Origin of the sequence: Rhodococcus sp. PD04 (assembly GCF_035918275.1) — a bacterium.
Taxonomy (GTDB): Bacteria; Actinomycetota; Actinomycetes; order Mycobacteriales; family Mycobacteriaceae; genus Rhodococcus; species Rhodococcus rhodochrous.
This window is the reverse complement of record NZ_CP142143.1, coordinates 146399-160317: the sequence shown is the minus strand read 5'-3', so window position 1 is coordinate 160317 and position 13919 is coordinate 146399. Positions and strand designations below refer to the sequence as shown.

General features: G+C 69.2%; 15 protein-coding genes. 7 read left to right on the top strand and 8 right to left on the bottom strand.

Annotation, left to right across the window (positions count from 1 at the left end; translation table 11 throughout):
- Window positions 1-39: 39 nt before the first annotated feature.
- On the bottom strand, window positions 40-1233 hold the full coding sequence (locus U9J23_RS00765) for a thiolase family protein (RefSeq protein ID WP_326600898.1): 1194 nt from the start codon (window positions 1231-1233) through the stop codon (window positions 40-42).
- 172 nt (window positions 1234-1405) lie between these two features.
- On the opposite strand from U9J23_RS00765, the gene U9J23_RS00760 reads away from it, so the two are divergent.
- Together U9J23_RS00760 and U9J23_RS00755 are read left to right on the top strand one after the other, a co-directional pair.
- Window positions 1406-2383 carry an NADPH:quinone oxidoreductase family protein gene (locus U9J23_RS00760; protein ID WP_059382090.1) on the top strand — a complete coding sequence of 326 codons (978 nt, stop codon included), beginning with the start codon at window positions 1406-1408 and terminating at the stop codon, window positions 2381-2383.
- Between the two features lie 10 nt (window positions 2384-2393).
- Window positions 2394-3173 (top strand): enoyl-CoA hydratase, encoded by a 780-nt coding sequence (locus U9J23_RS00755; RefSeq protein WP_059382089.1) that lies wholly within the window; start codon window positions 2394-2396, stop codon window positions 3171-3173.
- Between the two features lie 61 nt (window positions 3174-3234).
- On the opposite strand, the gene U9J23_RS00750 is transcribed toward U9J23_RS00755, so the two are convergent.
- The gene (locus tag U9J23_RS00750; RefSeq protein ID WP_059382088.1) at window positions 3235-3810 is read right to left on the bottom strand and encodes a TetR/AcrR family transcriptional regulator; all 576 of its coding nucleotides are present in this window, start codon (window positions 3808-3810) and stop codon (window positions 3235-3237) included.
- 70 nt (window positions 3811-3880) lie between these two features.
- Between U9J23_RS00750 and U9J23_RS00745 the strand changes: the two genes are divergently transcribed.
- On the top strand, window positions 3881-4456 hold the full coding sequence (locus U9J23_RS00745) for a dihydrofolate reductase family protein (protein ID WP_230824137.1): 576 nt from the start codon (window positions 3881-3883) through the stop codon (window positions 4454-4456).
- Window positions 4457-4482: 26 nt separating this feature from the next.
- Here U9J23_RS00745 and U9J23_RS00740 read toward each other — a convergent pair whose 3' ends face one another.
- The 4 genes from U9J23_RS00740 to U9J23_RS00725 all read right to left on the bottom strand — a co-directional run bounded on the left by U9J23_RS00740 (window position 4483) and on the right by U9J23_RS00725 (window position 7540).
- Entirely contained in the window at window positions 4483-5118 is a 636-nt protein-coding gene (locus tag U9J23_RS00740) for a TetR/AcrR family transcriptional regulator (protein WP_006553412.1), read from the bottom strand.
- 93 nt (window positions 5119-5211) lie between these two features.
- Entirely contained in the window at window positions 5212-5874 is a 663-nt protein-coding gene (locus tag U9J23_RS00735; protein WP_230824139.1) for a histidine phosphatase family protein, read from the bottom strand.
- A gap of 2 nt (window positions 5875-5876) precedes the next feature.
- Complete coding sequence (gene pheA, locus U9J23_RS00730) at window positions 5877-6803, bottom strand: prephenate dehydratase (protein WP_230824141.1); 927 nt, start codon at window positions 6801-6803, stop codon at window positions 5877-5879.
- 74 nt (window positions 6804-6877) lie between these two features.
- Entirely contained in the window at window positions 6878-7540 is a 663-nt protein-coding gene (locus U9J23_RS00725; RefSeq protein ID WP_106200820.1) for a hypothetical protein, read from the bottom strand.
- Between the two features lie 108 nt (window positions 7541-7648).
- Between U9J23_RS00725 and U9J23_RS00720 the strand changes: the two genes are divergently transcribed.
- A complete protein-coding gene (locus tag U9J23_RS00720; protein WP_106200822.1) occupies window positions 7649-8416 on the top strand; it encodes a DUF2470 domain-containing protein in 768 nt (255 codons plus the stop codon).
- A gap of 35 nt (window positions 8417-8451) precedes the next feature.
- On the opposite strand, the gene U9J23_RS00715 is transcribed toward U9J23_RS00720, so the two are convergent.
- A complete protein-coding gene (locus U9J23_RS00715) occupies window positions 8452-9753 on the bottom strand; it encodes an MFS transporter (RefSeq protein ID WP_059382082.1) in 1302 nt (433 codons plus the stop codon).
- Between the two features lie 194 nt (window positions 9754-9947).
- Between U9J23_RS00715 and U9J23_RS00710 the strand changes: the two genes are divergently transcribed.
- From U9J23_RS00710 to U9J23_RS00700, 3 genes are all read left to right on the top strand, one after another.
- Entirely contained in the window at window positions 9948-10754 is an 807-nt protein-coding gene (locus U9J23_RS00710; RefSeq protein WP_230824143.1) for a CPBP family intramembrane glutamic endopeptidase, read from the top strand.
- Between the two features lie 202 nt (window positions 10755-10956).
- A complete protein-coding gene (locus U9J23_RS00705) occupies window positions 10957-12192 on the top strand; it encodes an LCP family protein (protein ID WP_229579936.1) in 1236 nt (411 codons plus the stop codon).
- A 140-nt stretch (window positions 12193-12332) separates the two neighbouring features.
- Complete coding sequence (locus tag U9J23_RS00700) at window positions 12333-12878, top strand: ferritin (RefSeq protein ID WP_226950097.1); 546 nt, start codon at window positions 12333-12335, stop codon at window positions 12876-12878.
- Window positions 12879-12962: 84 nt separating this feature from the next.
- Here the strand turns inward: U9J23_RS00700 and U9J23_RS00695 are convergent, their stop codons facing one another.
- The gene (locus U9J23_RS00695; protein ID WP_059382079.1) at window positions 12963-13880 is read right to left on the bottom strand and encodes a DUF5926 family protein; all 918 of its coding nucleotides are present in this window, start codon (window positions 13878-13880) and stop codon (window positions 12963-12965) included.
- Between the last annotated feature and the right edge of the window lie 39 nt (window positions 13881-13919).

Below are 13919 nucleotides of genomic sequence, written 5' to 3'. Positions count from 1 at the left end.
AGTGGTTGCGGTTCGAAGATTTTCGAGACGTCAGAGGTGTCAGAGACGTTCGATGATGGTCGCGTTGGCCATGCCCGCGCCCTCGCACATGGTCTGCAGGCCGTAGCGACCGCCGGTGGCCTCGAGATGGTTGACGAGGGTCGACAGCAGACGGGTGCCCGACGAGCCGAGTGCGTGGCCGAGTGCGATCGCGCCACCCCACGGGTTGAGCTTGGCCGGGTCGGCACCGAGTTCGTGCGCCCAGGCGAGCGGCACGGGCGCGAACGCCTCGTTGACCTCGTAGGCGTCGATGTCGTCGATGCCCAGACCCGCGCGGGCGAGCACCTTCTGCGTGGCCGGGATCGGGGCGGTGAGCATGAAGACCGGGTCGTCGCCGGCGACGGAGAACGAGTGGAAGCGGGCGCGCGGGGTCAGGCCCAGCTTGTTCGCCATCTCCTCGCTCATGATGAGCGCGGCCGACGCACCGTCGGTGAGCGGCGACGAGTTGCCGGGGGTGATGACCCACTGCGCCTCGGGGAACCGGGCCGCGTACTCCTCGGTGTAGAAGGACGGCTTCAGACCGGCGAGGCCCTCGGCGGTGGTGGAGGCACGCAGCGTCTCGTCGACGGTGTGCTGCACCTGCTCGCCCGCGGCGTTCTCGACGGTGATCGGGACGATCTCCTTGTCGAAGTATCCGGCCTCGTAGGCGGCAGCGGCACGCTGGTGCGACTGCGCGGAGTAGGCGTCGAGGGCGTCGCGGTCGAACTTCCACTTCGCGGCGATGAGTTCGGCCGAGATGCCCTGGTTGACCAGGCCCTCGGGGTAGCGGGCACGGATGCTCGGGCCGTGGGTGTCCTTGCCGAGGGTGGCGGTGCCCATCGGGATGCGGCTCATCGACTCGACACCGCACGCGATGACCATGTCGTAGGCGCCGGCGATGACGCCCTGCGCGGCGAAGTGCGCGGCCTGCTGGCTCGACCCGCACTGGCGGTCGATGGTGGTCGCGGGCACCGAATCGGGGAAGCCGGCGGCGAGCAACGCGGTGCGCGAGATGTTGAGGGACTGCTCGCCGACCTGGGCGACGCAGCCGCCGATCACGTCGTCGACCTGCGCGGGGTCGATGCCGTTGCGCTCGACGAGCGAACGCAGGACGTGGGCGAGGAGTTCGACGGGGTGGGTGCCGGACAGGGCGCCACCCGGCTTGCCCTTACCGACAGCGGTACGGACGACGTCGACGATGACAGCGTTGCTCATGACGATCCTTTCGAAAGTGCAGCGTGCGGGCCGGAGACGTTCCCAGCGGCGTACTTATCGATCGCTAAAAGCTCTACCACGGACTTAGCGCTCGGTCAATGGTGCCTGAGAGCTAGCGCACGCTAAGCGACTCTGATAGTGATGGATCACGACCCGAGTCGAGGAGACGCCCGTGCGCGCAGCGCAATTGACCGAACACGCCGGCCCCGACGCCGTCCGCGTGACCGACATCCCCGAACCCGAGGCGGGCGACTCGCTCGTCCTCGTCGACCTGTACGCCGCCGGCGTGTCCTTTCCCGACCTGCTGCAGACGACCGGCGGCTACCAGATGGTCCGGCCGCTGCCGTGCGTACTCGGCGCCGAAGGAGCGGGCATCGTCCGCAGTGCCCCCGAGGGCAGCGGACTCATCGCCGGACAACGCGTCGCCGTGCTGTCCATCGCCGGATCGTGGCAGCAGACCGTCGCACTGCCGCGCGAACTGGTCTTCCCGCTGCCCGACAACGTGTCGCTGACCGCGGGCGCCGGGATGCTCATGAACTACTTCACCGCGCACTTCGCGCTCGACGAACGCGCCCGGTACCGGGCCGGCGAGACCATCCTCGTCCACGGCGCGGCGGGTGGTCTCGGGGTGGCGTCGCTGCAGGTCGCCGCAGCGCTCGGACTGGAAACGATCGCGGTGGTGAGTACCGAGGAGAAAGCCGCGGTGGCCAAGGCCAACCGCGCGACCCACACCGTCCTCGCCGACGGTTTCAAGGACCGTGTCCTCGAACTGACCGGTGGTCGTGGGGTGGACATCGTGCTCGATCCCGTGGGCGGCGACCGGTTCACCGACAGCCTGCGCAGCCTCGCCCCTGGTGGGCGTGCCGTCGTTCTCGGTTTCACCGGTGGCAGCATCCCCACCGTGAAGGTCAATCGCCTTCTACTCAAGAACATCTCGGTCGTCGGCGCGGGATGGGGCGAGTACCTCCGCACCGACCCCGGCTACCCGGCGCGACAGTGGGCCGCGCTCGAACCGTTGCTGCACGACGGGGCGCTCGTCGTTCCCGAACCCACCCTCCATCCCCTCGACGATGCTCCGGCGGCACTGCGGTCGCTCGAGAACCGTTCCGCGACCGGCAAGGTCGCGCTCGACCTGACGTCCCGACCCTAGGAGAACAGTCATGACCGACGACCTGCCCGGTGTCGACGCCACCGTCGACGACGGCGTCCTGCGCGTCACCCTGAACCGACCCGCACGGATGAACGCCGTGAAGACCGAGACGCTCGACGCGATCGCTGACGCCTTCGAGAAGTACGCCGACGACGCCTCCGTCCGGGTCGCGGTGCTCACCGGTGCCGGTCGCGCGTTCTGTTCGGGCGCCGACCTCTCCGGACGCGACCTGAGCGCGCCGCCCTCCGCCGACACGATCGATGCCGCCAACCGCACGGTTGCCGCGATCCGGGCCTTCCCCCGTCCGGTCGTCGGCGCGGTGAACGGCCCGGCTGCGGGAGTCGGTGTATCACTCGCTCTCGCATGCGATCTCACCGTCGCGAAGGAGTCGGGTTACTTCCTGCTGGCCTTCACCCGGGTCGGGCTGATGCCGGACGGCGGTGCATCCGCGCTCGTCGCCGCATCGATCGGTCGTGCGCGGGCATTGAAGATGGCCCTGCTCGCCGAGCGGCTTCCGGCCGGCGAGGCATTGGCCTCCGGGCTCATCGCGGACGTCTACGCGGACGAGGAATTCGACGGTGCCGTCGAGACTCTCGTGCAGCGACTCGCCGACGGCCCGTCGATGGCCTTCGCATCGACGAAGAACGCGATCAACGACGCAACGCTCACCGAACTCGACAACGCCTTCACCCGCGAGCGCGAGGGGCAGCTCGTCCTGCTCGGCAGTGCCGACTTCACCGAGGGTGTGACGGCCTTCCAGGAGAAGCGCACCGCGAACTTCCGTCGCTGAGCCGTCGACGATTTCGGTGGATCCGACCCCGCTGAGCGGGGTCGGATCCACCGAAGTCTTTTCAGGCGTCGGGGATCACGCGTTCGACAGCGGCTCGCACCAGTTCCGCGACACGGTTCTCGTCGACGATCCCGGGGAGGGTGAGACGGTCGAGGACGAGCCAGTTCAGCGCGAGATAGAGCAGCACCACGGCGTCCTCGTCACCCGGTAGGCCGGAGTGCCGGTAGTTGGCGATGTTGAAATCCAGGTCGGCGCGCACCCGCTCGGTGAGCAGGGCCTGCAGTTCGGGTCGCCGGGTGGCTTCGAGGCGTAGTTCGAGGAGCGCGAGATAGCCGGCGCGGAACCGGGTGAGCCGTCCGACCACCTCCGTCATCAGCTCGATCATGGATTCGCGGGTCTGCGGCGCCTGCGACTGCGCCATGACCTCCTCGGCCGGCACGAGCCGCTCGTAGTAGCGGTGACCCACCTGGACGAGCAGGTCGTCGCGGTTGGCGAAGTAGTTCGACGCCGTCCCCGTCGGAACCCCGGCCTCCTTGTCCACCGCGCGGAAGGTCAGCCCGCGCGCACCGTCGCGCGCCAGCACCTCGATCGAGGCATCCAACAAGGCCTGTCGCCGTTCCGGATTCGTGCGAACCACTTGACACCACTCCATATGTAGTACTACATTCAAACCACTTCACTCATAGTACTACGAATGGTGGTCGAAGATGCGAAAGCTCGTCTACTACGTGGCAGTGACCCTCGACGGCTACATCGCCGGGCCGAACGGGGAGTACGACTTCTATCCGATCTGCGACGACATGACAGCGGCGATGAGCGCGAGATACCCGGAAGCCGTTCCCACGACCTTCCGCGAACAGGTCGGCATGCCGGTCGACACACCGAACAAGGAATGGGACACGGTGATCATGGGGCGCGGCGCCTACGAACCCGGTCTCTCGCTGGGCCTCACGAGCCCGTACAGCCACATGACGCAGTACGTCGTGTCCCGCACCCTCGCGCCGGTCGACGATCCGCAGGTCCGGATCGTCGACACCGACCCGGTCGAGCTGGTCCGAAAGCTGAAGGCGGAAGAGGGGCTCGACATCTGGCTCTGCGGTGGCGGCAACATCGCAGGGCAGCTGGTCGACGAGATCGACCGGCTGATCTTCAAGAGCTATCCGGTGATCGCGGGCGACGGCATCCCGGCACTGTCGGGCAACTTCGTCCCCACGCGATTCGACGTCACCGCGCGCGAGGAGTTCAGCAACGGCACGCAGGTCACCTGGTTCGACCGCCGCTGAACTTCGATCGACACCGAATCCGGCCGTCAGACCCCGACGGTCTTGAGAGCGATGCCCACGTACTTCTGCGCGACGGCCTCGGGGCTGAGCGTGCCCTCGGCGTGGTACCAGCGCGGGATCGACTGGCACATGCCGAGCAGGGCACGGGTGGTCTCGGCGGGATCGTCCACGTCGAACACGCCCGCGGCGACGCCCTCCTCGACGATCTGGCGCACCAGCTGCTCGACGCCCTTGCGCACCGCGCGGTAGCGCTGGCGGTTCTCGGGGCTCAGGTAGCGGGCCTCACCCTCGAGCGCGGCGAGGCGGGCCCGCAGGGTCATGCGCAGCACGATCGCCTCGATGACGTTCGACAGCCTGCGCACCGGGTCGCCGTCGGCGTCCTCGGCGGCGGCGTGAGCTCGGGAGAGCACGTCGCTGGTCGAGAGCTCGAGAAGGGCGATGAGCAGCCCTTCCTTGTTCTCGTGGTGGTAGTAGAGCGCCGGGACGGTGACGCCGACGCGGCGCGCGATCTCCCGCACCGAGGTGCCGTGGAAGCCGGTCTCGTAGAACGCGTCGAGGGCGGCGGTGAGGATGGGACTGAGCTGCATCGGCTCGAGGATGCGCCAGTCCGGGATCGCCTCACCGTTGGTGAGGGTGTCGGCCCCGTCGCTCGAAGCACCCATGAAACCGCACCTACCTACCGATCGCTACTTCTATACGGACGCCCCGAGGATACCCGTATGTTTTGCGGTCGAAGGATCGGAAGGTGGGCGGTATCACCCCATCGGATCGTCGGCACCGCCGCGCGCGGTGTCGTGGAAGGGCGCGAGGAAGGTTCCCCAGCGCACGCACTCCCAGCCGCCGCCGGCCACCGGCACCAGTTCGACCGTCTCGGTGTTGGCCAGGTGGTTGGTGATGGCGAAGCCGGACGGCACCTTCCCGAGGTAGGCGCCGACGAGCCGGATGGCGGCACCGTGACTGACGACCACGACGTCGCCCGAACCGGTATCGAGATAGTCGCTGCGCAGCGAGTCGAGGACGGGTAGATACCGGTCGAGCACGTCGAGCGCCGACTCACCGCCCGGGACCCGCGCCCGCAGGTCGCCGCTGTGCCACTCCTCGTAGACCTTCATGAACAGCTTGTGCGACTCCTCGTCGCTGCGGTCCTCGAGCTCGCCGACCTGCACCTCGTGCACGCCCTCGCGGACGATCGTCTCGAGCGAGACCGCCGGTGCCGCGTGCTCGGCCGTCTGCCGGGCGCGAAGTGCCTGCGAGGCGACGAGCAGCGACGGCGCGCGTTCGACGAGGTTCTTGCCGAGCGTGCGGGCCTGTTCGACGCCGAGCTCGGTGAGCTCCGCCCCGGGGAGTTTCGTGTCGAGCCTCCGCGCGACGTTCGCCACCGTCTGGCCGTGCCGGGCCAGGATCAATCTGCCGCTCACCGTCAGTCCTCTCCGCGCCGCAGTCGGTCGAGCCACCGCGCATCATCGTCGTCCGACACGGGTGGGACACCGTGTTCGGACACAGCGGGCCACGATCCGAGGAACCGCACCTGCGCGAAGCGGTGCAGTCCCTGCAGCGCCTCGGCGACCAGCGCGTCGTCGATGTGACCCACACAGTCCAAGTGGAAGAAGTAGGTGCCGTATTCCCTGCGTGTCGGCCGGGACTCGATGCGGGACAGATCGATTCCGCGCGTGGAGAACTCGGTGATGGCGCGCACCAGTGAGCCGGGCTCGTTGGGGAGCTGCAGCACGACCGAGGTGCGGTCGACACCGGTGCGCTTCGGCACCGGCCGCGGCTGCGTGATGAGCACGAAGCGGGTGCGGGCACCCTCGAAGTCGGCGACCTTGTCGGCGAGCACGGACAGGCCGAGCCGCTCCCCGGCGAGTGCCGTGGACACCGCCGCGTCGACCTTGCCGGACGCGACGTCCTCGGCGGCTCCTGCGTTGGAGACCGCGGTCACGACCTCGGCGTCGGGCAGGTGGTCCTCGATCCAGCGGCGCACCTGGGCCGCGGCCACCGGGTAGGCGCCGATCGTGCGGACCCGATCGCGGGTGATCCCTTCGCGGGTGACCACCGTGAACGCGATGTCGAGCTCGACCTCGGACACGATCTGCAGCCGCGGTCCGAGAGCCAGGGCGTCCATGGTGGGCGGCACCGATCCTTCGACCGAGCTCTCGATGGGGACGACGGCACCGTCGACCTTCCGGTCGCGCAGGAGTTGCAGGGCAGCAGGCGGGCTGGCGGCCGAGATGCGTTCGACGTCGGAGGACCCGTCGCCGAGCACGTCGAGTGCACCGAGGCTCTCGAAGCGGTCGAGGGCCATCTCGGTGAACGTTCCCGACGGTCCGAAATAGGCGATACGTGGCACGTGTACGAGGTTACGCATCGGCCGTGACCGGAAGGCGGACTCTGCGTGAACCGCGCCCGAGCGATGGGTCCGCGTCAGCCCGCGCTGAGCCCGAGCCCCGCGAGTTCCCGGACGACGGCGTCGGTGTCGTCGACCTCGACGACCAGCAGGATCTCCCGCACCGCCGCGGCGGCCTCCGGTACGAGTCGCCGGAGCCGGGCCACGTCGGGAGTCCCGAGGGCTTCGCGGACGTCGAAACCGCTCAGCGCTGCGACGGTGGCGGAGAGCAGGGCGACGACGTCGTCGGTGCCGGTCGCGCGGGCGGCGTAACCGGTGTCGGCGTGGGCTAGGACGGAGAGGAAGTCGGCGACGGCGTCACCCCCGCGACCTGCGGTCAGGCCGGGGATGTGACCGGCCTCGGTGAGCGCGCGGGCTGCGTCGGCGAGCGCGGCGTCGGGCACGTGCGGGTAGACGACCAGCGGTGCCGGCGCGGTGGTCGCGAGAACGTCCTCGAGGTCCTCGGCGGTGCAGTCGACCTGGTACCGGACCGGACGCCACCCGGCGGGCGAGGGGAGTTCGGCCGAGGCGTCGAGTTCGACGACGAGTTCGCGGGTCGGTGATCCGGTGACGGCAGCGGCCGGGACGATCGGCGGGGCGAGCGTGCGGCCGGTCGCGGCGAGGGCGTCGGTGAGGCTGTCGTGCCGGTGTGTGAGCAGCGCGTCGAGCAGTCCGCGGGGCTCGTCGCGGGACGGCGGCATTCCGAGGGGAAGTGGGATCGGCACCGATCCAGGCTACCGACGGACCACTTGCGACCGCGATCACAATGACTTAGGTTTGCCTCACCTACATCGAGAAGGAGGGTGGGCATGCAGACCACCACATCCGTCATCCCCGCGCCGACCACGGCCGAACGCGTACGCACCGCCCTCATCCGCGCCGACACGACCCAGCTCGCGATCGACGGCTGCGATCCGCTCCCCACCTCGGTCCACCACCTCCTCGACGACGGACAGGTCGCCGTGGTGGTCGCCGACGACAGCCTTCCCGTCGCGCTCGCCTGGCAGGCCGGCAACGCGGGCATCCCCGCGATGCTCGAACTCACCGACCACTCCCCGATCGCCCTGCGCAATCCGGTCCGCTCGCTCATCTGGCTCAGCGGCACCCTGCGCCCGGTGGAACATCCGCGCCGGCTCGCCGCCGAGATCGCGGAGATCCTCCCGCACCCCGAACTCCTCGACGTCGGACACCGCTCCGAACTGCTGTGCCTGACGCTCGACTCCGTCGTCGCCGCCGACACCACCGGGGCCGAAGCCGTCGACGTCACCGACATCCTCGACGCCGCACCCGACCCGTTCGCCGCACTCGAGACCGAGTGGCTCCAGCACCTCGAAGAGGACCACGCCGACATCGTGCGGCAGATCGCGCGCCGTATCCCGCCCGCGCACCGCAGCGGACGGATCCGCCCCATCGGCCTCGACCGCTACGGGCTACGCTTGCGCGTCGAGTCCGAAGGCGACGACCACGACGTCCGGATCCCCTTCCACGAACCGGTCGACGATCCCGCCGCCCTGGGCCGAGCACTGCGCCTGCTCGTCGGCTGCCCGTTCCGCAACGGACTGCCGCCGCGCACCTGAGCGGTGCGCGGCGGCAGGAATCCGAACTGTATCGATCAGATCTTGTGCAGGTCGATACCCTTCGTCTCCTTCATGATCAGCGCGGCGATGCCCGTCGCGACGCACAGCGCCATGATGTAGACCCCGAAGATCCAACCGATGTCCCAGCTGGTCAGCAGCTGGTTCAGGTAGGGCGCGGTGCCACCGAAGACTGCCACCGAGAAGGAGTACGCGAACCCGATGGCCTGGGTACGCAGGCGGGTCGGGAAGCTCTCCGAGAGGGTGCACGACAGGATCGCGCCCGGGACCGACACGATGAGCAGGGCGACGGTAGTCGCCACGAGCAGCGTCCACCCGGCCGACGTGATCATCGACGTCAGCGGGATCTGCAGCGCGAACATGAGGACCGCGAAGCCGCCGAGCATCGGGCGCCGGCCGATCCGGTCGGACAGCCGACCCCAGAAGGGCAGCGAGACCAGCGCGATGACCTGGGCGATGACGAGCATCCAGTAGGCGGTGTCGGCGTCCATGCCCTTCTGCGTGATCGCGTACGTCGAGACGTACGAGGTCCAGGTGTAGTGCGCCGCCGTGACGCCCGAGGTCATGCCGATCATCAGCAGGATCGCACGCACGACCACCTTGCGCGGGATGCGCGGTTCGTCGACCCGGGTCTCCTGCTGGTCGAAGACCTCGCTCTCCTCCATGCTGCGTCGCAGGTAGAGGGCGAACAGTGCCAGGAAGAAGCCGAGGAGGAACGGCACGCGCCATCCCCATTCGCCCACGGCGCTCTCGGAGAGCGTCGAGGTGACCGCTCCGCCGATCGTGTACGCGAGCACGGAACCACCGAAGATCGCGACGAAGGCGACGCTGCCCCACATGCCGCGGCGATGCGGCGGCGCGATCTCGCTGACGTACGAGTAGGCGGTCGCCGACTCACCACCGTGCGCGAAGCCCTGCACCACGCGGGCGAGCAACAGGAGCACCGACGCCCACACGCCGATCGACGAGTAGGTGGGCATGAGCCCGATGACGAGGCTGCCGCCGGCCATCATGAGCATGGTCGTGACGAGCACGAACTTGCGGCCGCGTTTGTCGGCGATGCGGCCGAACACGATGCCGCCGAGCGGTCGCATCAGGAATCCGACGGCGAAGACCGCGAGTGTGGACAGCAGCGCCGAGACCGGATTGTCGCTGTTGAACATCGCTGCGGCGATGAACGGAGCGAACACCGCGTAGGCGCTCCACTCGTACCACTCCAGGATGTTGCCCACGGAGCTGGCGAGAAGAGACTTCTTCTTCGATGCCAGAGTCACCGAAGTTGGTGCCGCTGGATTCTTCTCAGGTGTTTCGATGTTCATGTCCCTACTTCCGGGTCGCAGACTTCCCCTGGCCCACAGGCCCCTATCCGCGCCCGAGCGATCGATCGGTCGGGCGTTCTGAAGTGTGATGGGTCACAAGGACTGCTGTCAAATTGGACACATCACTGCGAGCCGGCGGATCGCCTCTCCTCTGCGACGGACCTGACCACGCGCGGTCCGGCACAATCGCTCCGGTGACGACCCTCCGCGACTGGCTGCGGCCCTCATCCCGCAACCCCGAGCCGCCCCTCGACCCCGCCGAACGCCGCGCGCTGTGGATCGAGATCACCATCGTCCTGCTCGTCACCTTCGGCCTGAGCGGGATCTCGTCGATCCTGTCGCTGGCCGAAGCGGCACTGGCGCCGGAACCGCTGTCGGATCAGACCGTCGCCCTGAACACGCCGCGCTCGTCGCAGGGGTTCATCGATCTCGCCCGTCAACTCCTCGGCATCGTGCGTCTGCTCGCCTGGGGCGCCCTCGGCCTGTACCTGCTTTGGCGCAGCGGCGTCGGACCGCGACTCGCAGGTCTCGCCCGACCGGGTCTGCGACAGGACCTGCTGCCCGGCGTGGGTCTGGCCGCCCTGATCGGGCTCCCCGGCCTGGTGTTGTACCTGGTGGCGCGCGCGGCCGGCCTGAACCTGACGGTCGCGCCGAGTCTGCTCGAGGACTACTGGTGGCGACTGCCCACCGAGGTGCTGTGGGCGATCGCCAACTCCGGCGCGGAGGAGATCCTGGTCGTCGCCTACCTCCTCACCCGCCTGCGGCAGCTCGGTTGGTCGGAGAATTCGTCGTTGCTCGCCTCCGCTCTGCTGCGCGGCAGCTACCACCTCTACCAGGGCGTCGGCGGCGGGTTCGGCAACGTCGTCATGGGTCTGGTCTTCGGACGGTACTGGCAGCGAACCGGCCGGTTGTGGCCGCTCGTGATCGCCCACGCGCTCATCGACACCATCGCCTTCGTGGGCTACCAAGCACTGAGGGGCCACGTCTCCTGGCTGCCCTGAACGTAGAGTTGTCCGGGTGAACGGCGACCCTCGCGACCCTCGGAACCGGCCGCGGCCTCCGCAGGGACCTCCCCCGCAGGGCCCACCTCCCCGGCGGGCAGCACAGCCGAACCCGCAGCGCGGGGTACCGCCACAACGACCCGCCGGACCGCCCCCGTCACAGCGCAGGGGTGCTCCTCCGCCGTCCCCCGAGGGCACCCAGGTGCTCCGGCGCGACGGACGGCCGCAGTCACCGCAGGCGTGGTCGCAGGCACCCGCCCCGAACTACCGGCCCGCGCAGGCTCCGCGGCAGGACCGGCAGCAACCGCCCCCGCAGCAACGACGCGACTGGGCACCGACGCAGCGACCCGAACGGATCGCCGAGCCCGCCCCGAACCGTCGCCCGCCGCGCGGGAGCACACCACCGCCCGCACCCCCGCGACGCCCCGCGGCACCGCCTTCACGACCGGGCCCGCCCTCACGACCGGCACCGCGACGGCCGCTCGGTGCCCGGCGCATCCTGCGGCGGCTCGCGATCGTCCTGGTCGTGCTCGTCGTCGCGATGGGCGCGAGCATGGTCTACCTCGACGGCAAGCTCGCGCGCGTCGATGCGCTCGCCGATTACGACGGCCGTGTCGGCGACACCCGCGGCACGAACTGGTTGCTCGTCGGCTCCGACAGCCGGGTGGGACTCACCCCCGAGCAGGAGCAGGAACTCGCGACCGGCGGGGAGGTCGGCGCCGACCGCACCGACACGGTCCTGCTCGTCCACATCCCGCCCGGTGGGGGCGCCACGACGATGGTCTCCCTGCCCCGCGACTCCTACGTGAGTGTCCCGGGCTTCGGTCAGGACAAGCTCAACGCGTCGTTCGCGCTGGGCGGGCCGCAGTTGCTCGTGCAGACGGTCGAGGGCGCCACGGGCGTGCACATCGACCACTACGCCGAGATCGGCTTCGGCGGGTTCGCATCGATCGTCGACGCTGTAGGCGGAGTCGACATCTGCGTGCCCTATCCGATCGACGACCCGCTCGCCGGGCTCAGGCTCGAAGCCGGATGCCAGGAGCTCAACGGAGCGCAGGCCCTGGGCTTCGTGCGTACGCGCGCCACCCCGCTCGCCGACCTGGACCGGATGAACAACCAGCGCCTGTTCCTGTCGGCGCTGCTGAGCAAGGCCACGAGCCCCGGCACCTTCCTGAACCCCTTCCGGGCGTGGTCGCTGATGTCGGGTGCGGCCGGATCGCTGCGGGTCGACGACGGCGACCACCTGTGGAACCTCGCGCGACTCGCGTGGGCGATGCGCGGCGAGACGATCACCACGACGGTTCCGGTGGGTGGATTCGAGGACGTCTACGGCATCGGCAACGTCCTGCTGTGGGATCGTGAGCGCGCCGTGCCGTTCTTCGGGGCCATCTCGGAGGGCGACCCGATCCCGCCGGAACTGCTCGCTCCGGCCCCCTGACGGACGCGGGAAATCGTTGTCGATCTTGGGGAAGGCTGTCCGAATTTTCCGTAGGGTAGCCGATGCTGTTTTGTCCAAGGGTAGCCAACGCTTGGATGAAAAGCGCGTTGACCTGCACTAACGTCGTGATCATGACGACGATGGGCGAAATGACCAAGACCAAGTTCCACACGCTGCTGCACGACCAGATCCGTCACGAGTTCACGGCGTCGCATCAGTACATCGCCATCGCGATCTTCTACGACAACACCGATCTCCCGCAGCTGGCGAAGCACTTCTACGCGCAGGCCGTCGAGGAGCGCAACCACGCCATGATGATCGTCCAGTACTTCCTGGACCGCGACATGGCCGTCGACCTCACCGGCGTCGACGCGGTGCAGTCGATGTTCGAGGACGCCCGCGAGCCGATCGTGCTGGCCCTCGCCCAGGAGAAGAAGGTCACCGACCAGATCGTCGAGCTCGCCCGCACCGCGCGCGACGAGGGCGACTACCTCGGCGAGCAGTTCATGCAGTGGTTCCTGCAGGAGCAGGTCGAGGAGGTCGCGACGATGACGACCCTGCTGACCGTGGCCGACCGCGCCGGTTCCAACCTCTTCAACCTCGAGGACTTCGTGGCCCGCGAACTGAACTCGAAGGTGCGCGAGCCGCGCGGTAACGCCCCGCTCGCCGCCGGCGGCGCCATCTGATCGTTCCTCCATCCGGGGACAGCCCACCCGGAACGACGAAGGCCACCTCCCGCAGGAGGTGGCCTTCGTGCTGTCGTGGGAAGGTCAGCGCAGGGTGACCTGGCGGCTGCGCAGGCCGTCGCGCGACCGGCGCTCGGCGGCGGTGAGCGGCTCGTCCACGGCCAGAGCCTCCTCGAGACGCTGCCCGAACTCGATCGTCGGGGCGACCCACTCGTCGGGGTGCTTCTCGCGGTCGAGGTCGAAGACCGGCACCAGCAGACCGTGGGTGCGGAACGAACCGGCGAACCGCGAACCCTCACCGAGATGCAGACCGCCCGCCGCGTGCACGCGCGACAACGCAGCCATCAGCGCGTCCTCGTCCTCGGGTCGCACCCAGCGCAGGTGCGCCTTCTCGCCCGGATCGACCCACCACGCGCCGCGGAGACCGTCGCCTTCGAGACGGGCCGACGGGAGCACGGCATCGTTCGCGTGCTTGACGGTGTGCGCGATCTCGGCACTCGGCTCGACACCGGCCGGGATCCACCAATCGAAGTCGTTGTGGACGGTGATCGTCGGCACGGCCGCCGGGTCGATCAGCTCGGCCAGCGGCGGGGTGTCGTCGTCCACGGTCGCGACCTGCAGCGACGAGCCCGGCTCGGCCGTGTGCGCCCAGTGCAGGGCCGCGGCCAGTTCACCCGCCGGGTCCGGCCCGAAGCCGGCGGCGAGCTGCAGGCCGACGTACGCGACCGGCGCACCGTTCTCCTCGCGGACCAGGGCCGCGACCCCGCCGGGCAGGATGGTCGCACCCACGACACGACGGCCGTCCGCGGCCGCGGGCAGCTCCGCGAGGGCCGACGGCACGAACTCGCGCAGTGCCACGAGGTCGCATTCGAAGGCGAGTCCTTCGAAGGGCCGGGACGTCGCGGCGGCCGCTGCTTCCCGCTCGAGCCGACGCTGCTCGAGCTTCGCGGCGCGATTGTTGCCGGGCTTGGGTCCGCTGTTTCTCTTGCTCTTCTTGGCCACGGCGTCAAACTACACGGCGGCCTGTGCCGGGATGTCGAG